This is a genomic window from Pseudomonas sp. NFPP25 (assembly GCF_900116505.1).
In the GTDB taxonomy this organism is placed as follows: domain Bacteria; phylum Pseudomonadota; class Gammaproteobacteria; order Pseudomonadales; family Pseudomonadaceae; genus Aquipseudomonas; species Aquipseudomonas protegens.
In genome coordinates, this window is sequence record NZ_FPBG01000001.1 from 506808 (window position 1) to 528900 (window position 22093).

The 22093-nt window shown below is 65.0% G+C and carries 20 protein-coding genes; 7 read left to right on the top strand and 13 right to left on the bottom strand.

Annotated elements, in window-relative coordinates; translation table 11 throughout:
• Window positions 1–2: 2 nt before the first annotated feature.
• Window positions 3–1157 carry an efflux RND transporter periplasmic adaptor subunit gene (locus tag BM382_RS02190; protein ID WP_011061553.1) on the bottom strand — a complete coding sequence of 385 codons (1155 nt, stop codon included), beginning with the start codon at window positions 1155–1157 and terminating at the stop codon, window positions 3–5.
• Between the two features lie 202 nt (window positions 1158–1359).
• On the opposite strand from BM382_RS02190, the gene BM382_RS02195 reads away from it, so the two are divergent.
• The 5 genes from BM382_RS02195 (at window position 1360) to nudC (ending at window position 6271) form a co-directional block, all read left to right on the top strand.
• Window positions 1360–2061 carry a response regulator gene (locus tag BM382_RS02195; RefSeq protein WP_011061552.1) on the top strand — a complete coding sequence of 234 codons (702 nt, stop codon included), beginning with the start codon at window positions 1360–1362 and terminating at the stop codon, window positions 2059–2061.
• A gap of 4 nt (window positions 2062–2065) precedes the next feature.
• Window positions 2066–3370 (top strand): ATP-binding protein, encoded by a 1305-nt coding sequence (locus BM382_RS02200; protein ID WP_011061551.1) that lies wholly within the window; start codon window positions 2066–2068, stop codon window positions 3368–3370.
• A gap of 276 nt (window positions 3371–3646) precedes the next feature.
• Complete coding sequence (locus tag BM382_RS02205) at window positions 3647–4423, top strand: class I SAM-dependent methyltransferase (protein ID WP_015635798.1); 777 nt, start codon at window positions 3647–3649, stop codon at window positions 4421–4423.
• Window positions 4424–4621: 198 nt separating this feature from the next.
• The gene (locus tag BM382_RS02210; protein ID WP_015635797.1) at window positions 4622–5434 is read left to right on the top strand and encodes a crotonase/enoyl-CoA hydratase family protein; all 813 of its coding nucleotides are present in this window, start codon (window positions 4622–4624) and stop codon (window positions 5432–5434) included.
• 6 nt (window positions 5435–5440) lie between these two features.
• Entirely contained in the window at window positions 5441–6271 is an 831-nt protein-coding gene (gene nudC / locus BM382_RS02215; RefSeq protein ID WP_011061549.1) for an NAD(+) diphosphatase, read from the top strand.
• Here the strand turns inward: nudC and BM382_RS02220 are convergent.
• Window positions 6239–7018, bottom strand: a complete 780-nt coding sequence (locus BM382_RS02220; RefSeq protein ID WP_011061548.1) for a TSUP family transporter — start codon at window positions 7016–7018, stop codon at window positions 6239–6241. The genes nudC and BM382_RS02220 overlap by 33 nt on opposite strands.
• A 288-nt stretch (window positions 7019–7306) precedes the next feature.
• A complete protein-coding gene (locus BM382_RS02225; protein WP_011061547.1) occupies window positions 7307–8542 on the bottom strand; it encodes an acyl-CoA dehydrogenase family protein in 1236 nt (411 codons plus the stop codon).
• 334 nt (window positions 8543–8876) lie between these two features.
• On the opposite strand from BM382_RS02225, the gene sfnG reads away from it, so the two are divergent.
• Window positions 8877–9971, top strand: coding sequence for a dimethylsulfone monooxygenase SfnG (sfnG, locus tag BM382_RS02230; RefSeq protein WP_011061546.1), 1095 nt, complete (start codon window positions 8877–8879; stop codon window positions 9969–9971).
• A gap of 98 nt (window positions 9972–10069) precedes the next feature.
• On the opposite strand, the gene BM382_RS02235 is transcribed toward sfnG, so the two are convergent.
• Window positions 10070–10549, bottom strand: coding sequence for a nuclear transport factor 2 family protein (locus BM382_RS02235; protein ID WP_011061545.1), 480 nt, complete (start codon window positions 10547–10549; stop codon window positions 10070–10072).
• A gap of 58 nt (window positions 10550–10607) precedes the next feature.
• Window positions 10608–11171, bottom strand: coding sequence for a TetR/AcrR family transcriptional regulator (locus BM382_RS02240; protein ID WP_053151874.1), 564 nt, complete (start codon window positions 11169–11171; stop codon window positions 10608–10610).
• Between the two features lie 274 nt (window positions 11172–11445).
• Here BM382_RS02240 and pssA point away from each other — a divergent pair, with 274 nt between their 5' ends.
• On the top strand, window positions 11446–12789 hold the full coding sequence (pssA, locus tag BM382_RS02245; RefSeq protein ID WP_011061543.1) for a CDP-diacylglycerol--serine O-phosphatidyltransferase: 1344 nt from the start codon (window positions 11446–11448) through the stop codon (window positions 12787–12789).
• Window positions 12790–13123: 334 nt separating this feature from the next.
• Here the strand turns inward: pssA and BM382_RS02250 are convergent, their stop codons facing one another.
• The 8 genes from BM382_RS02250 to BM382_RS02285 all read right to left on the bottom strand — a co-directional run bounded on the left by BM382_RS02250 (window position 13124) and on the right by BM382_RS02285 (window position 22018).
• Complete coding sequence (locus BM382_RS02250; protein ID WP_011061542.1) at window positions 13124–14329, bottom strand: MFS transporter; 1206 nt, start codon at window positions 14327–14329, stop codon at window positions 13124–13126.
• 294 nt (window positions 14330–14623) lie between these two features.
• Complete coding sequence (efeO, locus tag BM382_RS02255) at window positions 14624–15448, bottom strand: iron uptake system protein EfeO (protein WP_011061541.1); 825 nt, start codon at window positions 15446–15448, stop codon at window positions 14624–14626.
• A gap of 35 nt (window positions 15449–15483) precedes the next feature.
• Window positions 15484–16794, bottom strand: coding sequence for an iron uptake transporter deferrochelatase/peroxidase subunit (gene efeB, locus BM382_RS02260; protein ID WP_011061540.1), 1311 nt, complete (start codon window positions 16792–16794; stop codon window positions 15484–15486).
• A 15-nt stretch (window positions 16795–16809) separates the two neighbouring features.
• Complete coding sequence (gene efeO, locus BM382_RS02265; RefSeq protein WP_072441686.1) at window positions 16810–18009, bottom strand: iron uptake system protein EfeO; 1200 nt, start codon at window positions 18007–18009, stop codon at window positions 16810–16812.
• Window positions 18010–18017: 8 nt separating this feature from the next.
• Window positions 18018–18866, bottom strand: a complete 849-nt coding sequence (efeU, locus tag BM382_RS02270; protein ID WP_072441689.1) for an iron uptake transporter permease EfeU — start codon at window positions 18864–18866, stop codon at window positions 18018–18020.
• Between the two features lie 260 nt (window positions 18867–19126).
• A complete protein-coding gene (locus BM382_RS02275; RefSeq protein ID WP_011061537.1) occupies window positions 19127–20032 on the bottom strand; it encodes an AraC family transcriptional regulator in 906 nt (301 codons plus the stop codon).
• Between the two features lie 244 nt (window positions 20033–20276).
• Window positions 20277–21575, bottom strand: coding sequence for a glycosyltransferase (locus tag BM382_RS02280; RefSeq protein WP_072441692.1), 1299 nt, complete (start codon window positions 21573–21575; stop codon window positions 20277–20279).
• Window positions 21576–21658: 83 nt separating this feature from the next.
• Window positions 21659–22018, bottom strand: coding sequence for a response regulator (locus BM382_RS02285; RefSeq protein WP_011061535.1), 360 nt, complete (start codon window positions 22016–22018; stop codon window positions 21659–21661).
• Window positions 22019–22093 lie beyond the last annotated feature (75 nt).

Sequence of the window (22093 nt, forward strand, 5' to 3'; positions counted from 1 at the left end):
ACCTACTGGCCAGGGTTCTGGACGTGCGCAAGGGGGCTGGCGTCGATTTCCACCGGCTCGCCGGGGCGGGCGTGTTGCAGGCCTTCGACAATCACCCGGTCACCGGGCTTGAGGCCCTCGGTGACAATCCAGCGATCGTTCTGCACTCCACCCAGTTGCACCGGGTGCTGCACCACGTTGTTTTGCGCATCCACCAGCAGCACCTGGGCGATGCCGGCGCTGTCGCGCTGGATGGCCCGCTGCGGCACGCTGATGCCTTGCTGGTTGACCGCCTGTTCCAGGCGCACGCGCACGAAACTGCCGGGCAGCAGGTCGAGGTCCGGGTTGGGGAACTCGCTGCGCAGGATGATCTGCCCGGTACTCGGGTCAACGCTGATATCGGCGAACAACAGCTTGCCCGGCAGCGGGTAGAGGCTGCCGTCGTCCTGGATCAGGGTCGCCTTGGCCTGGTCCTTGCCCACCTGCTGCAACTGGCCGGCGCGGAAGGCCCGGCGCAGGTCGTTGAGTTCACGGGTGGACTGGGTCAGGTCGGCGTGGATCGGGTCCAGTTGCTGGATCAGCGCCAGCGGCGTGGTCTCGTTCTGGCCCACCAGGGCGCCTTCGGTGACCAGGGCGCGGCCGACCCGGCCGGAAATCGGCGCGGTGACGGTGGCATAGCCGAGGTTGAGCTTGGCCCGCTGCACCGCGGCCTGGTTGGCGGCGACGTCGGCGCTGGCCTGGCGTGCCGCAGCCCGGGCATTGTCGTATTCCTGGCCGCTGATGGCCTGGTCGGCGACCAGCTTGGAATAGCGCTGCTCCTGCAACTGCGCCTGGAAGGCGGTGGCCTCGGCCTTGCGCAGGCTGGCCTGGGCGCTGTCCAGGTCAGCCTTGAACGGGGCCGGGTCGATGCGGAACAAGACCTCGCCCTGCTTGACGTCGGAGCCTTCGCGGAAGGTCCGTTGCAGCACCACCCCGGCCACCCGGGCGCGGACTTCGGCGATCCGTGGCGCGGCGATGCGCCCGCTCAGTTCGCTGGTGATGGACAGGGCCTGGCTCTGTACGGTTTCGATCCGTACCTTGGCCGGTGGCGGCGTCTGCTCGCCTTCGGTCTTGCCACACGCGCTCAGCGCCGCTGCCAGAACGACCAGGCAGAATGGCGCAAAGAGTTTATTCGACATGCTGATACCCCAATAATGACCTCGGCATGCTAAGGGCATGGGTCAAGGCCCGCTGTGAAGCTGTGTAGGTGCTGTGTGAAAAAGTGTGAAGCCTGCGCACCGGTGCGGCCAGGGTTGTATATCCTTGGCGCCTTGCTGGTTTTGCCCGGTGCCTTATAAAGAACGCCGGTATTCTGTATTTCTTCAATAAAGATCGCTCTCCATGCCCAATATTCTTCTTGTCGAAGACGACACTGCGCTGTCCGAACTGATCGCCAGCTACCTGGAACGCAATGGCTATCAGGTCAGCGTGATCAGCCGTGGTGACCAGGTGCGGGAGCGGGCCAAGGCCAGCCCCCCGGACCTGGTGATCCTCGACCTGATGCTGCCGGGCCTGGATGGCCTGCAAGTCTGCCGCCTGTTGCGCGCCGACTCGGCGACCCTGCCGATCCTGATGCTGACCGCGCGGGATGATAGCCATGATCAGGTGCTGGGTCTGGAAATGGGCGCCGACGACTATGTGACAAAACCTTGCGAACCGCGAGTGCTACTGGCCCGGGTCCGTACTTTGTTGCGCCGCAGCAGCCTCAGCGAACCGCAGAGCGCCAGCGACCAGATCCTCATGGGCAACCTGTGCATCGACCTGTCGGAGCGCACCGTGACCTGGCGCGAGCAGTTGGTGGAGCTGTCCAGCGGCGAGTACAACCTGCTGGTGGTGCTGGCCCGGCATGCCGGTGAAGTGCTGAGCCGCGACCAGATCCTGCAGCGCCTGCGGGGCATCGAGTTCAACGGCACCGATCGTTCGGTGGACGTGGCGATCTCCAAGCTGCGGCGCAAGTTCGACGATCACGCCGGCGAGGCGCGCAAGATCAAGACCGTGTGGGGCAAGGGTTACCTGTTCAGTCGTTCCGAGTGGGAATGCTGATTCCATGCTGCGCATCCTGGTCCGTCTGTACCTGATCACCATCATTGCCTTCAGCGCCGCGATCTACCTGATCCCGGACCTGGTGATCAAGGTTTTCCACGAGCGTTTCCTGGACTACAACCTGGACCAGTCCCGGGGCCTGCAGAGCCTGATCGTCAAGCAGTTCCGCGCCTTGCCGGCGCAGCAGTGGCCGACCCTGGTCAAGGAGATGGACGAGGAGTTCCACCCGCTGCAGGTGGCCCTGGTGCGCATCGACGACCCGGATTTCAGCGATTACGAGCGCGAGCGCCTGCAACGCGGCGAGAAAGTGGTGCGCCTGGGCGATTGGGGCTGGCGCACCCTGGCGGTGTCGCCGCTGGATGAGCAACTGGCGGTGAAGCTGGTGGTGCCGCCGGACCCGCTGGACGTCAACCTGCTGTACTGGAGCATCAATGTCCTGATCGTCGCCGTGCTGCTGGCCTGCCTGCTGCTCTGGGTGCGCCCGCACTGGCGTGACCTGGAGCGCCTCAAGCGCACCGCCGAACGCTTCGGCAAGGGCCATCTGGGCGAGCGCACCCAGCTGCCCGCCAGTTCCAACATCGGCAGCCTGGCCAATGTCTTCGACACCATGGCCGGGGATATCGAAAAACTCCTGAACCAGCAGCGTGACCTGCTCAACGCGGTGTCCCACGAACTGCGCACGCCCCTGACCCGGCTGGATTTCGGCCTGGCCCTGGCGCTCTCCGACGATTTGCCGGCGGCCAGCCGCGAGCGCCTGCAAGGGCTGGTGGCGCACATTCGCGAACTGGATGAACTGGTACTGGAGCTGCTGTCCTACAGCCGCCTGCAGAACCCGGCGTGCCTGCCGGAGCAGATCGAGGTGTCCCTGGACGAGTTCATCGACAGCATCCTGGGCAGTGTCGACGATGAGCTGGAGTCGGATATCGTCATCGACGTCCTGCTGCACGGTGCCCTGGAACGTTTCACCCTGGACCCGCGGCTGACCGCCCGGGCCTTGCAGAACCTGCTGCGCAATGCCACCCGTTATTGCGAGAAACGCATCCAGGTGGGGGTGCTGGTCAGCGACGACGGCTGCGAGATCTGGGTCGACGATGACGGCATCGGCATTCCCGACGACGAGCGCGAGCGGGTGTTCGAGCCGTTCTACCGCCTGGACCGCAGCCGCGACCGCGCCACCGGCGGCTTCGGCCTGGGCCTGGCGATCAGCCGCCGGGCCCTGGAAGCCCAGGACGGCACCCTGACCGTGGAAGCCTCGCCCCTGGGCGGCGCGCGTTTTCGCCTGAGCCTGCCGCCCCCGCCCAGGGCCTGAATCCGTAGGAGCCGGCTTGCCGGTGAAAGGGCCGCAGAGCCCAGCGCTTGTCTCAAGGCCGCCTACCAGGCGGTGCGGCGCGGATTCGTTGGAGGAGCCGGCTTGGCGGCGAAGAGGCCCCTGAGCCGAGCGCCCCTGCGGATAACGCCTTCGCTGGCAAGCCAGCTCCTACAGCCTGCTCCTGCAACGGGGGTGCAACTGACAGGAGTTTCATGCTGTCTGTTGTCGGGCACGGTTTATCCTGTTCGTACTCACCCGCAATGAGGAGGTTCATCCATGAACGATCAGGCGATTCATCATGCTGCGGCCGACGGCTACCAACAGGCCGCCGATACCTATGTGCGGGGCCGGCCGGACTATCCGCCAGCCCTTGAGCCCTGGCTGCGGGAGACGCTGGGCCTCGGGCCGGGCAGGGTGGTGGTGGACCTGGGCGCCGGCACCGGCAAGTTCACCGGCCGCTTGCTGGCCACAGGGGCCCAAGTGATCGCGGTGGAGCCAGTCGAGCAAATGCGCGCCAGGCTGGCGGCGGCCCAGCCCGAGGCCCAGGTGCTGGAGGGCAGCGCCGAGGCGCTGCCGCTCAAGGATGCCTCGGTGGATGTGCTGGTCTGTGCCCAGGCCTTTCACTGGTTTGCCCACCGCGCGGCACTGGAGGAAATCCATCGCGTGCTCAAGCCCGGCGGCAAGCTGGCCCTGGTGTGGAACCTGCGGGATGCCCGGGTGCCCTGGGTGGCGCGCCTGGACGCCATCGTCAATGCCTTGCAGGCCGATACCCCGCGCTATTACACCGGTGCCTGGCGCCAGGCCTTTCCCCATCCGGGTTTCGGGCCTCTGCAGGAACAGCATTTCACCCAGGGCCACAGCGGCACGCCGGAGGACGTGATCTTCAACCGTGTGCGCTCCACCAGCTTCATCGCCGCCTTGCCCCAGGCCGAGCGCGAGGCCGTGGACCGGCAGATCGCCGCCCTGATCGACAGCGAGCCGCAGCTGCGGGGCAAGGCCCAGGTCACCGTGCCTTACACGACCGCCGCCTTCTATTGCACCCGGCAAGGCTGAGCTAATCACCCCCACATCGCCCCCATGTAGGCGCTGGCTTGCCAGCGAAGGCGTTATTCAGGGGCCTCTTCGCCGGCAAGCCGGCGCCTGCAGGGGCGGTGGCCAGTCCCGCTTTTGGCCGATGCGCTGCCTTACGGCCCGCCGCCGCCACTTGCTATAGTTCGGCCCTCATTTTCTGCCCAGTAAAGGATCACTGCCATGTCCGAATACCAAGCCTTTCGCGTCGAACTTGCTGACAACATCGCCCATGTGCAGATCAACCGCCCGGAAAAGATCAACGCCATGAACGCCGCGTTCTGGAGCGAGATCGTCGAGATCTTCCGCTGGATCGACGACACCGACGCAGTGCGCGTGGTGGTGCTCAGCGGTGCCGGCAAGCATTTCTCTTCGGGCATCGACCTGATGATGCTGGCCGGGGTGGCCAACGAACTGGGCAAGGATGTGGGCCGCAACGCGCGCCTGCTGCGGCGCAAGATCTTCCAGCTGCAGGCCTCGTTCAACGCCGTGGACAACTGCCGCAAGCCGGTGCTGGCGGCGATCCAGGGCTATTGCCTGGGGGGCGCCATCGACCTGATCAGCGCCTGCGACATGCGTTACGCCGCGGACGATGCGCAATTCTCGATCAAGGAAATCGATATCGGCATGGCTGCGGATGTCGGCACACTGCAACGTTTGCCACGTATCATCGGCGACGGCATCCTGCGCGAGCTGGCCTACACTGGGCGCACCTTCGGTGCCGAGGAAGCACGCAGCATTGGCCTGGTCAACCGGACCTACAGCGATGCCGCAAGCCTGCTGGACGGGGTCATGGGAATTGCCCGGGAGATCGCCGCCAAGTCGCCGATCGCGGTCAGCGGCACCAAGGAAATGCTCAGCTACATGCGTGACCACCGTATTGATGACGGCCTGGAATATGTCGCCACCTGGAACGCTGCCATGTTGCAGTCCAACGACTTGCGCGTGGCCATCGCCGCCCATATGAGCAAACAGAAACCCGAATTTCTGGATTGATTGACGATGATTGAACGCTGGACCACCGCAGTACTCGACACCGACCTTCCCGGCGGCTGGGCCGTGGCCCGCGGCCCGGACGGCTTTCTCTACGACGACAACGGCGCGCTGTTCCCCCGGCACTGGCTCAAGGGCCAGGACCTGCCGCTGCTGGCGGAACACGGCATCGGCCATCTCGATGGCGAGCCGGTGTACCTGCTGGAACTGAGCGCCCGCGCCGAAGTGCCGGGCTGCGGCTGGAAAGGCCTGCGGGCCTTCATGCTGGAGGGCGATCACACCCTGTACAAGGTCCTGGGCTATGCCGCGCAGATCGGCACCTGGGCCCGGGAGCACCGGTACTGCGGCAGTTGCGGGCGGCCCATGGCCCAGGTGCCGGGGGAGCGGGCGATGTATTGCCAGCCTTGCGACCTGCGCAGCTACCCGCGCATTTCACCGAGCATGATCGTGCTGATCACCCGCGGTGACGAAATCCTCCTGGCTCGTTCGCCGCGCTTCGTCACCGGGGTCTACAGCACCCTGGCAGGCTTTGCCGAGCCGGGCGAGTCGGCGGAGGACTGTCTGATTCGCGAGGTGCGCGAAGAGGTGAGCATTGAAGTCAGGAACATCCAGTACGTGGGTAGCCAATGCTGGCCGTTCCCCCATTCGATGATGCTGGGCTTTCACGCCGAATACGCCGGCGGCGAGATCATTCCCCAGGAAGACGAGATCGAGGACGCCCAGTGGTTCAGCGTCCATGCGCTACCGCCGTTGCCGGCCTCGCGCTCGATTGCCCGCTACCTGATCGATCTCTATGTGGCGCGCCGCCTAGGCCACGCTGAACCAGTGCTGCCAGGCTAGGCGCACGGTCAGCCCGAGGACCACGGTGATGAACACCGGGCGAATGAACTTGGCACCACCGCTAATGGCGGTGCGTGCGCCGAAGAAGGCCCCGACCATCACCGACAGGCCCATGCACAGGCCGATGATCCAGTCCACCTGCCCGGAAAACACGAACACCGACAGCGCCGCGATGTTGCTGACGAAGTTCATGCTGCGGGCCACGCCGCTGGCCTTGACCAGGTCGATGGGGTAGAGCAGCAGGCTGCTCACGGTCCAGAACGCCCCGGTCCCGGGGCCGGCTACGCCGTCATAGAAGCCCAGGCTAAAGCCCTGGCTCGATTGCCACTTCTTCTTGATCGGTGCGTCGCTGTCCAGTGGCGCCTTGGGCGTGCCGCCGAACAGCAGGTACAGGCCGCAGGCGAAGACGATCACCGGCAGCATCTTGTTCAGCCATTCCGCCGGCAGGTAGTGAGCGACGATGGCCCCGGTCAGGGCGCCCACCAGGGTGCCGACAATGGCGTGGGTCCATTGCCTGGGGTGGAACAGCTTGCGCCGATAGAAGGTGAAGCTGGCGGTGGCCGAGCCGAAGGTCGAGCTGAGTTTGTTGGTGCCCAGCACCAGATGCGGCGGCAGGCCGGCGGTGAGCAGGGCCGGGGTGGTGAGCAGGCCGCCGCCGCCGGCAATGGCGTCGATGAAACCGGCGATGAAGGCCACGAGGGCGAGAATGGCGAGGGTGGTCAGGTCTACGCTGAGTTCGAAGGGCATGGGGTCGGCTTATTTCGGCGAGAAGCGCAAAGGGGGCTGCGCGAAAGTCCGCCATATTACCTGCAACCCAGCCCGCCGCGCGACCGCCTCGACCTTGGTCGGATGCCTCTCCCTGAACCGAGCGCCCGCCTGGATGACGCCTTCGCTGGCAAGCCAGCTCCTACGGGGCGGTGCGCCGAGATTTCGCTGCAGGAGCCGGCTTGGCGGCGAAGAGGCCGCTGGGCCGAGCGCTCGCCTGGATGACGCCTCCGCTGGCAGGCCAGCTCCTACGGGGGGCGGTGCCTGAGGTCAGCGCTGGGGGCCGTTGCCAATCTGCCAGACAAAGGGTGGCTCGCTGCCGTTGATCTTCCAGTCGCCGACGATCCGCGCCTTGTAGATCACTGGGTTGTGCGAAGACACGGTGCGCGCATTGCGCCAGTGCCGGTCCAGGGCCTTGCCCTGGCGAATGTCCGAAGCCCCCAGGGCATTGAACAGCTCGCTGGTGGCGCGCTGGACCAGTTCGGTGACCACCACCTGGGCCGTGGCCGATTCGATTTCCGCCGCCACATTGGCCGCGCGCTCCTGGGCCGGATCCCCGGCAAAGCGCGCCAGGTAGGCCTGTTGCGCAGGGGCTGCAGCACGCAGGGCGGCGGCTTCGGCGGCATACACCAGGGCCGCGATCTCGCCCACCACCTGCTGCACCTGGGCATCGGCGCTGGCCTGGGGCGCGTTGCCGTGGCTATAGATGCGCTTGCGCACCCGCACTTCGTGGGCCACATCACGTAGCGCCGCGCGGCCGATGCCGGCCAGGGTCGCCAGCAGCACCAGCTGGTAGAAAGCGGTCTGGTATTTGAAGCGGGTTGCGAAGTCGATGATGTTCTCGGCGTCCACTTCAGCGTCCTGGAAGCGCGAGGTGCCGCTGCCGGTGGTGCGCTGGCCGAAGCCGTCCCAATCGTCGCTCTGCTCGATGCCCGGCTGGCGGGTGCGCACCGCGGCAATCACGTCGCCACCGGTGTCCGTGCGCTGGGCATAGACATCGATCCAGTCGGAGAAAATGCTTCCGGTGCTGTAGAACTTTTCGCCGTTGAGGCGCCATTTTTCGCCATCTGGAGAGACTTTGGTGATGACCTGGCCGATGTCCACGGCGCCGATTTCGGTCCAGGCGCAGCCGACGATATCGCCTTCGACAAAGCGCTTGAACCACAGGTCCCGGCCCGGCCCGGGCGTGGCATTGAGCCGATCCTCGACAAAGGCAAAGTGCCCGCGCAGGGCCTGGGGCACGTTGGCGTCGGCCTCGGCCAGCTCGATCAGCAGCTGGAACAGCTGGGGCAGGGAAGCGCCGCCACCGCCATATTCCAGCGGCACCCGTACCGCGCCGAATCCGGATTCCTTGAGCCACTGGATGGGCTCGTAGGGCAGTTTGCGTTGCTGTTCCCGTTCCACCGCGCCACTGGCGATGCGCTGGAAGATCGGGCGAAAGCCTGCGGCCAGGGTCTCGTAGTCGACCCCCACGGACAGCGGATTGATTACCTGGTGTTCAGTCATGGTGTAGCTCCTGGGTTCGGCAGAAAAAAGCGCTGCAGGGTCCAGGCCGATTGCACACACCATGCCGAAGCCGCAAACGCCGGTTTGCCGGGGCAAGGGCTCCGGCAGAGCGCCTGCAACTGTTGCTCCGCCAACAGTTCATCAACAAAACAGCCCGTTTCCAGGGTTGGCCGGCCCCGCGCCGCCGCAGGCAGCGAGCCTCAGCCATTGCCCGGGAGAGGGCGTGCTTGAGGCTCCACACGGCGTCTGGCGGCCTACGCGCCGAGGGCTTCCAGGCCCTGGCACGCTTGCTGCTCTGCTCCGGGGTACTTTCCCAAGTCCCGAGGACCGAACCATGAGTCAGCAAGCTGTGAAATTTGCCTACTGGGTGCCCAACGTCAGCGGTGGGCTGGTGGTCAGCAAGATCGAGCAACGCACCCATTGGGGCATCGACTACAACCGCAAGCTGGCGCAGATCGCCGAGCAGGCCGGCTTCGAATACGCCCTGACCCAGATCCGCTTCACCGCTGGCTATGGCGCCGAGTACCAGCACGAGTCGGTGGCTTTCAGCCACGCACTGCTGGCGGCCACCGACAAGCTCAAGGTGATTGCGGCGATCCTGCCCGGGCCCTGGCAGCCGGCCCTGGCGGCCAAGCAACTGGCGACCATCGACCAACTGACCAATGGCCGTATTGCGGTGAACATCGTCAGCGGTTGGTTCAAGGGTGAGTTCCAGGCCATTGGCGAGCATTGGCTGGAGCACGACGAGCGCTATCGCCGGTCCGAGGAATTCATTCGCTGCCTGCGCGGGGTCTGGAGCCAGGATGCCTTCACCTTCAGGGGCGATTTCTATCGCTTCGACCACTACAGCCTCAAGCCCAAGCCCCTGGGCCAGCCGGAGATCTTCCAGGGCGGCAGCTCGCGGGCTGCCCGGGACATGGCGGCCCGGGTTTCGGACTGGTACTTCACCAACGGCAACAGTGTCGAGGGGATCAAGGCCCAGGTCGATGACATCCGCGCCAAGGCCGCGGCCAACCAGCACTCGGTGAAGATCGGAGTGAACGCCTTCGTGATCGCCCGGGACACCGAAGAGGAGGCGCGGGCGGTGTTGCAGCAAATCATCGATCAGGCCGACCCGGAGGCGGTGAATGCCTTCGGTGACGCCGCCCGGCAGGCCGGCAAGGCGTCCCCCGAAGGCGAGGGCAACTGGGCCAAGTCGAGTTTCGAGGACCTGGTGCAGTACAACGACGGGTTCAAGACCAATCTGATCGGCACGCCACAGCAGATTGCCCAGCGCATCGTGGAGTTGAAGGCGGTGGGTGTGGACCTGGTACTGGCCGGGTTCCTGCATTTCCAGGAAGAGGTGGAGTATTTCGGCCAGCGCGTGCTGCCCCTGGTACGCGAGCTGGAGGCTCGGGCGCGGTCCAAGGAACAGGAAGCCGCCGCCTGAACCGCCCCTTGCCGGCGAACGGGCCTCGGAGCCTTGTGCCGGGCTTGAGGGCGCTTTCGCTGGCAAGCCAGCTCCTACAAGCGCGGAGGCGGTGGTGATTACAGGCCCAGTTCGCTCAGGCCCGGGTGATCGTCGGGCCGGCGGCCCAGGGGCCAGTGGAACTTGCGCTCCTGGGCCTTGATCGGCATGTCGTTGATGCAGGCAAAGCGCCGGGCCATCAAACCCTGTTCGTCAAACTCCCAGTTTTCGTTGCCGTAGGAACGGAACCAGTTACCCGAGTCGTCGTGCCATTCGTAGGCGTAGCGCACGGCAATACGGTTGTCGGTAAAGGCCCACAGTTCCTTGATCAGGCGGTAATCCAGTTCCTTGGCCCATTTGCGGGTCAGGAACGCCTTGGCCTCTTCGCGGTTGTGGGCGAACTCGGCGCGGTTGCGCCATTGGGTATCCAGGGTATAGGCCAGGGATACCCGCTCCGGGTCCCGGGAGTTCCAGCCATCTTCGGCCAGGCGGATCTTTTCAATCGCCGACTCGCGAGTGAAAGGCGGAAGGGGCGGGCGCACTTGAGCGTTAGACGACATGATCTGTCTCCAATGAAAGTTGCTGTTCAAACAAAGAGGCTGCTCTTGTTTAAAACAATCAGAGGTCCAATAACTTTCGCGCCATGCATTGCGCATTATCAGCAGCACTGTGATTGCCCATCACAAGGGCAACGGTAATGGCGCCATCGATCAGGATCAGCAGTTGCGCTGCCAGTTCCTCAGGATGTTGCACGCCATGTTCCTGGCAAAGCTCGGTCACGTAGTCGAGCAGGTTCTGTTTGTGCCGTTTTGCTACTTGGCGCACCGGGTCTTGCGGGTCGCCGGTTTCGCCACTGGTGTTGATAAAGGCGCAGCCGCGAAAACCGGGGGTTGCGAACCAGTCCTTGAGCACGTCGAACAGCGCCAGCAGGCGCAGGGCCGGGGTCGCGGCCTGGTTCACCGCGCTGCAGAACCAGTGCATCCAGCGCTGATCGCGACGCTCCAGGGCGGCCACCACCAGCTCGTCCTTGTTGGTGAAATAGCGGTAGACGCTCTTGCGCGAGACGCCGGCGGTCTTCACCAGAAGATCCATGCCGGTGGCGGCAATGCCGTTCTGGTAGATCAGTTTCTCGGTGACATCGAGGATGATGTCTCGGGTTTCAGAGTGCATGATTTCGTTCATGTGGCGAACAGTAGAACGATCGTTCTCCTTGGTCAATTATATTTTTTGTTTTTCTTCGAAACTGGCCATTACCCTTTGTAGGAGCTGGCTTGCCAGCGAAGGTGTCATTGCGCCTTGCGCAGGGCTGGGGGCCCATTCGCCGGCAAGCCGGCTCCTGCGCACAGCGGGCGGTTGCTTTGCTGAGGGAGGGCGTTATACATGCCAGGCAGGGGACTCCGGCCGGTCCATGGTGTAAGCTCTTGCGCTCTTTGGATTTGAGCCACTGCGAGCCCTAATGCCGTCGCTTTTCAAACGTTCCCTGCTGCCCAAGCTGCGCAGCTTCCCACTGGCCGCCGAGGCTTTCACCACGCTGACCGGCGCTGCGCAGTTTCGTCGCACGCTGCTGGAGCAGATTGCCCAGGCACGCCGGCGCATCTACATCGTCGCGCTGTACCTGCAACAGGATGAAGCCGGCCAGGAAATCCTCGATGCCCTGCACGCCGCCAAGGCCGCCCGCCCCGAGCTGGAAGTGGTGGTCGTGGTTGACTGGTTGCGGGCCCAGCGCGGCCTGATCGGTGCCGGCAAGCAGCCGGGCAACTCGGCCTGGTACCAGCAAATGACCCGCACTCACGCCAGCGAGGTGCCGATCTACGGCGTGCCGGTTCAGACCCGCGAGCTGTTCGGGGTGCTGCACCTCAAGGGTTTCATCATCGACGACTGCGTGCTCTACAGCGGCGCCAGCCTGAACAACGTGTACCTGCACAAGTTCGACAAGTACCGCTTCGACCGTTACCACCTGCTGCACAACCAGGCCCTGGCCGACTCCATGCACCACCTGGTGCAGCACGGCCTGGTGGAGTCGCGGGCAGTGCACCGCCTGGACCTGCCGAACCTGCCCACCACCCGCAGCCTGCGCAACGACATCGGCGATCTGCGCAGCCGCCTCAAGCACGCCACCTACGACACCACTGCCGGTGGCCTGGACAAGAGCGGGCTGTCGGTCAGCCCGTTGCTCGGGGTGGGCAAGGGCAACCCGTTGAACCGGGTGATCTGCGAGCTGATTGCCGGCGCCCAGCGCCAGCTGACCATCTGCACCCCGTATTTCAACCTGCCGCTGCCGGTGACCCGGGAGATCAACCGGGCCCTGGAGCGCGGGGTGAAGATCGACATCATCGTCGGCGACAAGACCGCCAACGACTTCTATATCCCGCCCAGCGAGCCGTTCAAGGTGATCGCCGCGCTGCCTTATCTGTATGAAATCAGCCTGCGGCGTTTTGCCAAGCGGCATCAGAAAGTGATCGACAACGGCCAGTTGAACCTGCACCTGTGGCGTGACGGTGACAACACCTACCACCTCAAGGGCATGTGGGTCGATGAGCGCTATACCTTGCTCACCGGCAACAACCTCAACCCGCGGGCCTTCCGCCTGGACCTGGAAAACGCCCTGTTGCTGGACGACCCCAAGGGCGAGCTGCTGCAGGCGCGCAACGCCGAACAGGCCGAGATCTATCGCCATACCCGCCGCATCGAGCACTTTCAGTACCTGGACAGCCTGGTGGACTATCCCGAGGCCGTGGGCAAGTTCCTGCGCCGGGTCAGCCGCGTGCGCATCGAGCGCTTGCTCTACCGCATGCTTTAACCCATAGCCGCCGCCGAGGTCCACAGGACCTTCAGCAATCTCAAGAGCGGCGTCTGCTTCGCAGCCATTCGCAGCCTGCGGCAGCGGCTACAAAAGCAGCGCAGTACCTGTAGCCGCTGCCAAGCCTGCGAGGCTGCGCAAAGGTCCGCAGGACCTTCAGCAACCTCAAGAGCGGCGTCTGCTTCGCAGCCGTTCGCAGCCTGCGGCAGCGGCTACAAAAGCAGCGCAGTACCTGTAGCCGCTGCCGAGCCTGCGAGGCTGCGCAAAGGTCCGCAGGGCCTTCAGCAACCTCAAGAGCGGCGTCTGATTTGCAGCCGTTCGCAGCCTGCAGCAGCTACAGGTCTTTGGGCTGCGGGGCGGGCCAGATCGCGATCAGTACCAGCAGCACCGCTGCCAGCAGGTAGGGCAGGCGCGGTTCGATAGCGTAGATCAGGCTGCCGGCCATGGGCCCGATGACCACGCCCAGGCCCTGGGCGGCGCCGATGCTGCCGGCAGTCGCGCCCTGTTCCGAGGCCTCTACGGCATTCGCCGCCAGGGCCGAGAACGACGGAAACACCCCACCCATGCCTGCCGCCGATACAAAGAACGCCAGCCACAAGCCCCAGGCGCTGTCCACCAGCATGCTGCCGGCATAACCCAGCGCCGACAGCAGGGCGCCGTAGCGGATCATCCGCAGCGGCGGCCATTCCAGCTTGCGCACCACCAACTGCGCGCAGATCAGCGCCACGCCGACCATGGCCAGGGCCACCCCGGCCGTCTGGGCGGCATCGGCGGGGCTCATGTGCAGCCGGTCCAGGGCATAGAAGCTGACGGTGATCTGGGCCACCGACACACAGAGCATGGCGACAAAGGCCACCACCATGGGCCGGCGCAGTCGCGGGTCGCCCAGGCGTACCCGGGTCGGGGCCTGGGCCAGGTGCAGTTCCTGGCGCGGCAGTTGGTAGCGCAGCACCAGGAATGCCAGCAACGGCAGCACCGCCATGGCGTAGAACGGCAGGCTCAGGCTGTAGCGCGCCAGCAGCGCGGCCACCGCCGGGCCCAGCACCAGGCCCACGGCGTTGGCGGCGCCCAGGGTGGCCATGGCACGGGCGCGGTGCTGAGGTTCGACGTTATCGGCGATCAGGGCGAAGCCGCCCACCGGGATCGCCGCGTAGAAGGCGCCGATCAAGCCGCGGCCGAGCATCAGGCCGAGAAAGGCCATGGCGACGCTGGGCAGCGACTGCAGCGACAGGTCGATGAACAGGCACAAGGCCCAGTAGGCGAGGGTGAAGCCGGCGGTGCCCAGCAGCAGCACCCGGCGCCGGCCGAAGCGGTCGCTGGCCTGGCCCCAGGGGCGTGCCAGGAGCATCCAGATCACCCCGGAAACGGTGACGGCCGCGCCGGCATGCCAGGTTTCCAGGTGCAGGGCCCGGGAGATCGGGCCGATCAGCGAGACGAAGGCCATCATCGACATGGTGCAGGCCATATAGGCGGCCATCAGTGGAACCAGCGAGAAGGGTCTGACGGTCAGCGGCGCGCTGGCGGCTGTGGAGCGAGGCATGAAGGGTCTTCCATGAAAGTCGATGGGCCGTGAACGTTAACGGGATAACGTGTCACAGCCCAGGCTTATCTGCATTCGTGATGATGTTGCCGGCGAAGAGGGCCTTGAGTCGGGCGTTGTGCCTAGGGCCGCTTTCGCTGGCAAGCCAGCTTCTACGGGGGTAGCGGGGTGCTGTTCTGCCTGTGTAGGAGCCGGCTTGCCGGCGAAGAGGGCCTTGAGGCGGGTGCTGTGCCTAGGGCCGCTTTCGCTGGCAAGCCAGCTCCTACAGGGAGGATGGCGTGTTGGGTTCCGGGCTCAGTTCAGGCCCAGTTTGCCGCGCAGGGTGGAGAGGTCTTCGGCCAGGGTATTGACCGGGCCTACCAGGGCCTTGCGGTCGTTTTCCTTGACCTTGTCGTAGGTCATGAAGCCGCCGTCAGGGGTTTTGTACTTGGCCAGGATCTTGTTCACCGTGGCGAAGTTCTTGTCCACCTTGGCGACAAAGGCCTTGTCCTGCTTCTCGATCTGCGGACGGAACAGGTCGACGATTTTCTTCGCCCCGTCGATGTTGCCCTGGAAGTCGTAGAGGTCGGTATGGCTGTAGCGGTCTTCTTCACCGGAGATCTTGGTTGCGGCCACTTCTTCCAGCAGCGCGGCGGCGCCACCCACGACTTTTTCCGGCGGGAAGGTCAGGCCGGCGACGCGGGTCTGCAGGTCCTTGACGTCCTTGTTCAGGCCGTCGGCCAGCTCGCCCAGGCCTTCGGTGCTGTTTTCCGAGAACAGCGAGTATTCCAGGCGGTGGAAGCCGGTGAAGTCTTCGGCCTTGACGCCTTTCTCGTGGTCGTCGACCCGGGAGTCGATGGACGCGTCCAGGTCACTGAAGAGCTCGGCGATCGGTTCGATCGACTCGTAGTAGACCCGGGTCGGCGCGTAGAGCTTCTTGGCGGCGGCCAGGTCGCCCTTTTTCACCGCATCGGTGAACTGCTGGGTGTGACTGGCCAGTTCGTCGAGCTGCTCGGTGACGTAGATCTTGTAGTCGGAGATCGGCCCCACCAGCTCCAGGGGCGCAGTTGCGGCGAACGCCGAAAGCGGCGCGTGGAGCAAGCCAAGGGTCAGCAACACAGCGAGAGGCGACTTTTTCATGGGACTTTTCCGTGGGGGTTGTTGTGTTAGGGGTGTCAGGCAGTGCTTTTAGGTCGGGTGGCATCGAGCAGCGAACGCCCGATGAAATCCTCTTCGCCGGTGACCCCCGGCAAGGTGAAGAAGTAACCGCCACCAGTGGGCTTGAGGTACTCCTCCAGGGGTTCGCCGTTCAGACGGGTCTGTACGGCGATGAAGCCTTTCTCCAGGTCGGCCTGGTAGCAGATGAACAGCAGGCCCATGTCCAGCTGGCCGTTCTTGTTGACCCCGTTGGAGTAGTTGAACGGCCGGCGCAGGATCAGGTTCTGCTGGCTCTGGGCAGTGCGCGGGTTGGCCAGGCGGATGTGGGCGTCGAGCTTGGTGACCTTGCCATGGGGGTCCCGGGCGTAGTCGGGCACCTGGCTTTCCTTCTGGCCGTCCATGGGCGCGCCACTGGTCTTGATCCGGCCGATGATGCTTTCCTGCTCCTGCAGCGGGGTGCGGTCCCAGCGTTCGACGAAGTTGCGGATGATCCGCACTGCCTGGTAGCTGCCATGGGCTGCCCAGGCCGGTTCGTCACTGCCGGGCTGGACCCAGACGATCTGCTGCATGGCCTTCGGGTCGTTGGAGTCGGGGTTGGCCGAGCCATCGCGAAAGCCCAGGAAATTGCGCGCACTCTGCGCCGGCTCGCCGGGCTTGGCCGGGGCCTGGGGCGGTACGCTGCCTTCCTGTTTCCAGCGCACCAGCAGCAGGTCGGGCAGGTTCTTCACGATGTCGCGCAGGGCGTGGATGTTGGTGTCGGCGGTGTTGGAGCAGAACTGCAGGCTCAGGTCGCCGTGGCAGCAGGCGGGCTCCAGGGCATCGTTGGGGAAGCCCACCATGCGGATCAGGCGCTTGGGTTTGGCCGCCTCCAGGCCGAAGCGCTCGTCGAACAGCGATTCGCCCACCGAGACGGTGATGGTCAGGTTGTCCGGGGTCACCACCGGGCCGAGGATGCCGGAGTCCAGGGGCGGCAGCTTCGGGTCCACCTGGGCCACCGGGCCACCGCGCATGAGAAAGGCAATGCGTTGGTCGAGGGTGCGAAACAGCCGTTCCAGGTCGTCGCGGTCGCTGGCCAGCACATCGAAGGACACCAGCATGCCCGCGGCCGGGCGCGGGGTGACGATACCGCTCTGATGCTGGCCATGGAAGTCGTGGCGGTCCTGGGTCTTGTCGCTGCTGGGGGCTTCGGTGACCTGGGCGGGCGCGGCGGCCATGGCCGGGCAACTCAGGCTGCTGCCGGCCAGGGCCACGCCGGCGGCGCCCATGCCCAGCAGCACGCGCCGACGCTGGGCGGAAAAAGACGGATTGGGCTGATCTGAATCGTTCATTGAAAACTCGTCTTGTTACAGGCCGGAAAGGCCAAGTGCGGGATCAATAGCGTCGAGGGCGTCGGCCAGGGCCTTGGCTTTGTCGGCGATCTCTTTGCGCTGCCGGGCGTCGACCTGGTCGTAGGCCACATAGCCGAAGCCGTCGCGCAGGCTGGCCAGGCGAGTGGCCAGGGCATCGGCGGCGCTGTCCACCTGGGGCAGCAATTGGGCCGCGGACTTGGCCAGCAGCGGCCGCAGCAGGTCGATGACCTTGCGCGTGGTTTCCAGGTTGGCGGCAAAGCCGTTGAGGTCGCTGTGGCTGTAGCGTTCTTCTTCACCGCTGCTGGCCCGCAGGTCGGCCAGGCTGCGCATGTTGCGCGCGATGATGCTCACCAATTGCTCCGGTGGCAGGGTCTGGGCCAGCAACTGTTCCTTGAGGCTGACCACGTCGCTGGACAGGCGCTGAGCTACGGGAGCCAGGCCTGCCAGGTCATTTTTCTGGAACAGGCCGTATTCCAGGCGGTGGAAACCGCTGAAGCCCGAATCCTGTTCGCGTTGTTCGAAATAATCGGCGCGGGCGTTGATGGTGTTGTCCAGCTCGGCCAGGCGCTGGGCCGCCGGGGCCAGGCGCTGATAGGCTGCGCGGGCCGGCAGGTACAGCGCCTGGGCCTGTTTCAGGTCGCCGGCGTCTATGGCCTGCTGCAAGGCGTTCACTGCCTTGACCAGGGCACTGCCCTGGGTGCTGAGGTAGACCCGGAACTCCGACAGCGGGCCGATAAAGGCCACCATCGACGGCCGCGCCTTGGCCTGGGCGTCGGACTCGGCGGTCGGGGTCACGTGCAGGGTGCCGCGGGGGTTGCTCAAAAGCCCGCAGGTGATGGCGTAGTCCCCTGGCTGCAGGTTGGCGTTGATCACCTGGCTCAGGCCCGGGGCGATGTTTTCCCGTTCCTCTACCACCAGCACGCCGTCGAGAATTTCCCATTCCACGGCGCGATCCGAACGGTTGACGATGCGGAAGCTGGCGCGCCCGGCCGGGACTGTCAGCGCGTTGGGTTCACAACTCTTGGGGTGGATGGTCACGGTGATCTCGCCCTGGTGGGCCTGGCGCTTGCTGGCGGCCAGTTGCGAGGCGTAGTAGAACAGCCCGCCGGCGGAGATCATGACGATCACCGAACCGGCAACCGCCCAGCGCAGAGCGCGGGGAGGCGAGGCCTGGGGAGAGGCTTGCTGGGTCATGGGGAGCCTTACTGACTGGAAACGGAAGACGTTGAGCCGGGCGCCTTGGCTGGGGCGCCGCCGGGCAGGAAGAACAGCACCAGGGTCACGGCCAGGTACAGCACATAGGCGCCGAGGGTGCTGATGGTGGGGGCGTCCTGGTAGCCGAACATGCCGGCCAGTACCGAACCCACCGGGCCATCCATGGGCAGGCTGGCGCTGAAGTCGAAGAGTACGGTCTGCAGGTGGTTCCAGACCCCGGCTTCATGCAGGGCCTGCACCGAATTGGCGAGGATGCCGGCGGCCACCACCAGGATGAACAGCCCGGTCCAGCGAAAGAAGGCGCCAAGGTTCAGGCGCATGCTGCCGGTGTAGATCAGGAAGCCGACGATGATCGCTGAGATCAGGCCCAGCAGGGCGCCTACGGGCGCGCCCGGGCCTTCGCTCTGCTGGAACACCGCCAGCAGGAAGAACACGGTTTCCAGGCCTTCGCGGGCCACGGCGAAGAACACCATGGCGATCAGCGCCGTGACCTGGTGCTTGGAGCCGGCCAGGGCGTGGTCCAGGGAGACATGCAGGGAATGTTTGATCGAACGCGCCACCTTGCGCATCCAGAACACCATGGAACTGAGGATGCCGACGGCCACCAGGCCGACGATGCCTTCGAAGAGTTCCTGCTGCTTCTGCGGGAATTCGGCGCTCATCAGTTCCAGGCCGCCGCCCACCAGCAGGGCCAGGGCCGCGGCGAGGAAGACCCCGATCCACACGGCGGGCATCCACTGGCCACGGCCAGTCTGTTTCAGGTAGCTGGCGATGATGCCAACGATAAGCGCGGCTTCAATCCCTTCGCGCAACATGATCAGAAATGGAACGAGCATTCAGCACCGGTGGGCAAATAGGCTAGGGGGTAATTTGTAACATAATGATACTCATTGCTAAATGAAGATTATTGACAACTGCTGAACGGAAGCTGAACGGGTCTCGTTTACCAAGCCTGGACCGGTTTGTTGGCTCTTGCGGGCGATTGTTCCTGGCGCCGGGCGTGGGGGCGCCTTCGCTGGTGTGATATTGGGGGTGCCCTTGTAGGAGCCGGCTTGCCGGCGAAGAGGCCCTTGAGCCCTGCGCCGAGCGTGGGTCCTCAGCCGAGGTTCTGTTCGGTCAGGCGTTGCACCGCCAGGCGGCGGTAGTGGGAGGGGGTCATGCCCTTGAGCTGCTGGAAGCGCCGGTTGAAGTTGGAAATGTTGTTGAAGCCCGACTCGAAGCACACGTCGGTCACCGGTTTGTCGCCGTCGGCCAGCAGTTCACAGGACTTGCTGATGCGCAGCCGGTTGACGAACTCGACGAAGCAGCGCCCCGTGGCCTGCTTGAACACCCGGGAAAAATAGCTGGGCTTCATGCCCAGGTAGTCGGCCACTTCCTCCAGGGGCAACTCCCGGGCGTAGTGGGCAAAGATGTAGTCCACCGCGCGGTTGGTGCGGTCGACGCTGTGTTCGTCCGCCAGTTGCACGCTGGTGGCGCCGGACAGCAACTGGTAGTCGTCGCAGGCCGCCAGCAGCTCCATGAGGATGAGGAAGTGGCCAAGGCGGGTGATGCCGCTGGAGTCGGCGATGCGCTGCATCAGCGGCAGGGCCTGGGCGATGGTTTGCGGGCAGCGGAACTCGATGCCGTACTGCGCCCGCTCCAGCAGCGGGCTGAGGTTCTTCAGCTCGGCGAACACCTGGCTGCCACTGTCGAACAGCTCATCGGTGAAGTTCACCAGCATGTCGCGCTTGGCCACCACTTCGTCCTCGGCCACCTGGCTGATCCAGTTGTGGGGCAGGTTGGGGCCGGTGAGAAACAGCGTCTGCGGGTAGAAGTTGCCGATGTAGTCGCCGATGAACACCTTGCCGGAGCTGGCGACTATCAGGTGCAGCTCGTATTCCTTGTGGAAATGCCAGCGCACCAGAGGGCAGGGGAAGCCGTGCTGGCGATAGATGATGGACAGGCCGTTGTGGTCGTCCATCAACTCATAGGAGGGGTCGGTGATCTTGCCGGGTCGGCTCATGGCGCGGGCCTGTTCTTGTTGTAGGCCCGGCTGATAATGCCTCGTGGCCCGCTCGCGCACCAGAGAAGGCGTTTTCAGGGTTGGCGCCCTGTTCGCCGGCAAGCCGGCTCCTAACAAGAACACCGCCGACATCACGCCAGCTGTAGGAGCTGGCTTGCCAGCGAAGGCGGCCTAACGTTCGGCGCAAATCCCAGGGCCTGTTCGCCGGCAAGCGCACCGCCGGCAGTGCGCCAGCGAAGAAGGGTCAGGAGGCCGGGCGGTTTTTCGCTTCGATCCACTGCGCCATGTACTGGGTGCTCTTGTGATGGTGGTGACGCAGCATGGCGCCAGTGAAGTTGTCCCGGCGCAGTTGCTCCAGGTGCTGGCGGCAGTGTTGCAGGCGCTGGATCAGCGCCGGGCCGTGGACTTGCTGGCGGTAGCGCGCTTCGAGCAACTGCCGGCCATCCGCCTGGGCCTGCTCCCACAGCTGCCGGTCCTGATAGAGGCGCACCGCGGCCGCCGCCAGGCCACTGGCGGATTCAGCCACCGCCCCCGGCCATGGCAGGCCGTCCTGGGACATGGATTCGCTGCCCACCGGGGTGGTGACGCTGGGCGTGCCGCAAAGCATGGCATCGAGCAGCTTGCCCTTGATCCCGGCGCCGAAACGCAGGGGCGCCAGGCAGATCCGCGCTGCACTCATCACCTGCAGCGCATCCTCGGCCCAGTTCATGATGTGAAAGCCCTGGGCCGGGTTGTGCAGCGCCGCGGCCTTGGGCGGGGTGTAGGCGCCGTACAGGTGCAATTGCGCGCCGGGCAATTGCTGGCGGATCAGCGGCCATACGCGGTTCTTCATCCATAGCACGGCGTCCCAGTTCGGCGCATGGCGAAAGTTGCCGATGCTCAGCAAGTGCGCCCGCTGCTCGAAGGGAGCAAAGCCCTGCGGCAGTTGCTCGAGCATCAGCGGGCACCAGTGCAGCAGGGCCGGCGGCAAGTGGAACTGCTGCACCAGCAGCTCGATTTCCACCTCGGAGATCATCAGGCTCAGGTCGCAGCGATAGATGGCGGCGATCTCGCGCTTGGCCAGGTCGGTGACGGCCATGTGCTGGAATTCCTGCTCCGGCGCCTGGGCGAACAGCGGGCTGAAGTCGTCTTCCTCGGTGCCCTCCTTGAGAACATCCTTGAGGCGCTGGTGCCGGGCATGACGCAGGCATTGCAGGTCGGAGGTCTCCAGCACCCGCAGGGCATTCGGGCAATGCTGCTCCACCCGCCAGCCGAACTGTTCCTCCATCATGAACTGGTCGAACAGCACGATATCCGGTGCCAGCTTGGCGACGAAACGGTCAAAGCTGGCGTTGTTGAGTTCGATCGGGCATTCACGAATGCCCAGGGCCGTCAGGTCTTCCTTGTGTTCGCCCTCGTTGGCCGGGCTGCTGAAGGTCAGCTCCCAGCCCTGTTCGAGGAAGCTCTGGAGGATCTGCATCATGTGCCCGCCGGCGGCGGAGGAGCGGGGTTCGGGCCAGACGTAACCAATGATCAGGACTTTGGTTGCGGCGGTGGGACTCATGAGCGGGCATTCCTGGCAGGCGGGGGGCAAAAAAGGCCGCCATTAAACCACAGCGCGCCAGCGCCCGAGCAGGCTGCCTGGCCTCAGCCGAGAATGCTGCGCACCTTGTCGCGCAGTTGGTCGATGGAAAACGGCTTGCCGATGACCGACATGCCGGCCGGCACCTCGATGGACTCGGCGTAACCACTGGCGAACAGCACCGGCAACTGCGGCCGCAGGGTGCGGGCACGCTCCGCCAGCTCGCGGCCGTTCATCCCGGGCAGGCCGACATCGGTCATCAGCAGGTCGATATGTTGCCCGGCGTCCTCCAGCAGGCTCAGGGCCGCTTCGCTGCCGTCGGCCTCCAGCACGCTGAACTCCAGTTCTTCAAGGACATCGACAATCAGCATGCGCACGATGGCATCGTCTTCGACGACTAGGATGGTGGAGGCGCTGGCGGGCATAGGGACACTCTCAAGAAATGAATTCGGCGGGGCAGTGCGGCAGTCAGCCCTGTGCATCAGTAAGTGCCGGCTTGC

Bases quoted from the DNA above. Each gene is read 5' to 3' on its own strand.
- BM382_RS02190 (WP_011061553.1), bottom strand. From the start codon at position 1,157: ATGTCGAATAAACTCTTTGCGCCATTCTGCCTGGTCGTTCTGGCAGCG.
- BM382_RS02195 (WP_011061552.1), top strand. From the start codon at position 1,360: ATGCCCAATATTCTTCTTGTCGAAGACGACACTGCGCTGTCCGAACTG.
- BM382_RS02200 (WP_011061551.1), top strand. From the start codon at position 2,066: ATGCTGCGCATCCTGGTCCGTCTGTACCTGATCACCATCATTGCCTTC.
- BM382_RS02205 (WP_015635798.1), top strand. From the start codon at position 3,647: ATGAACGATCAGGCGATTCATCATGCTGCGGCCGACGGCTACCAACAG.
- BM382_RS02210 (WP_015635797.1), top strand. From the start codon at position 4,622: ATGTCCGAATACCAAGCCTTTCGCGTCGAACTTGCTGACAACATCGCC.
- nudC (WP_011061549.1), top strand. From the start codon at position 5,441: ATGATTGAACGCTGGACCACCGCAGTACTCGACACCGACCTTCCCGGC.
- BM382_RS02220 (WP_011061548.1), bottom strand. From the start codon at position 7,018: ATGCCCTTCGAACTCAGCGTAGACCTGACCACCCTCGCCATTCTCGCC.
- BM382_RS02225 (WP_011061547.1), bottom strand. From the start codon at position 8,542: ATGACTGAACACCAGGTAATCAATCCGCTGTCCGTGGGGGTCGACTAC.
- sfnG (WP_011061546.1), top strand. From the start codon at position 8,877: ATGAGTCAGCAAGCTGTGAAATTTGCCTACTGGGTGCCCAACGTCAGC.
- BM382_RS02235 (WP_011061545.1), bottom strand. From the start codon at position 10,549: ATGTCGTCTAACGCTCAAGTGCGCCCGCCCCTTCCGCCTTTCACTCGC.
- BM382_RS02240 (WP_053151874.1), bottom strand. From the start codon at position 11,171: ATGAACGAAATCATGCACTCTGAAACCCGAGACATCATCCTCGATGTC.
- pssA (WP_011061543.1), top strand. From the start codon at position 11,446: ATGCCGTCGCTTTTCAAACGTTCCCTGCTGCCCAAGCTGCGCAGCTTC.
- BM382_RS02250 (WP_011061542.1), bottom strand. From the start codon at position 14,329: ATGCCTCGCTCCACAGCCGCCAGCGCGCCGCTGACCGTCAGACCCTTC.
- efeO (WP_011061541.1), bottom strand. From the start codon at position 15,448: ATGAAAAAGTCGCCTCTCGCTGTGTTGCTGACCCTTGGCTTGCTCCAC.
- efeB (WP_011061540.1), bottom strand. From the start codon at position 16,794: ATGAACGATTCAGATCAGCCCAATCCGTCTTTTTCCGCCCAGCGTCGG.
- efeO (WP_072441686.1), bottom strand. From the start codon at position 18,009: ATGACCCAGCAAGCCTCTCCCCAGGCCTCGCCTCCCCGCGCTCTGCGC.
- efeU (WP_072441689.1), bottom strand. From the start codon at position 18,866: ATGCTCGTTCCATTTCTGATCATGTTGCGCGAAGGGATTGAAGCCGCG.
- BM382_RS02275 (WP_011061537.1), bottom strand. From the start codon at position 20,032: ATGAGCCGACCCGGCAAGATCACCGACCCCTCCTATGAGTTGATGGAC.
- BM382_RS02280 (WP_072441692.1), bottom strand. From the start codon at position 21,575: ATGAGTCCCACCGCCGCAACCAAAGTCCTGATCATTGGTTACGTCTGG.
- BM382_RS02285 (WP_011061535.1), bottom strand. From the start codon at position 22,018: ATGCCCGCCAGCGCCTCCACCATCCTAGTCGTCGAAGACGATGCCATC.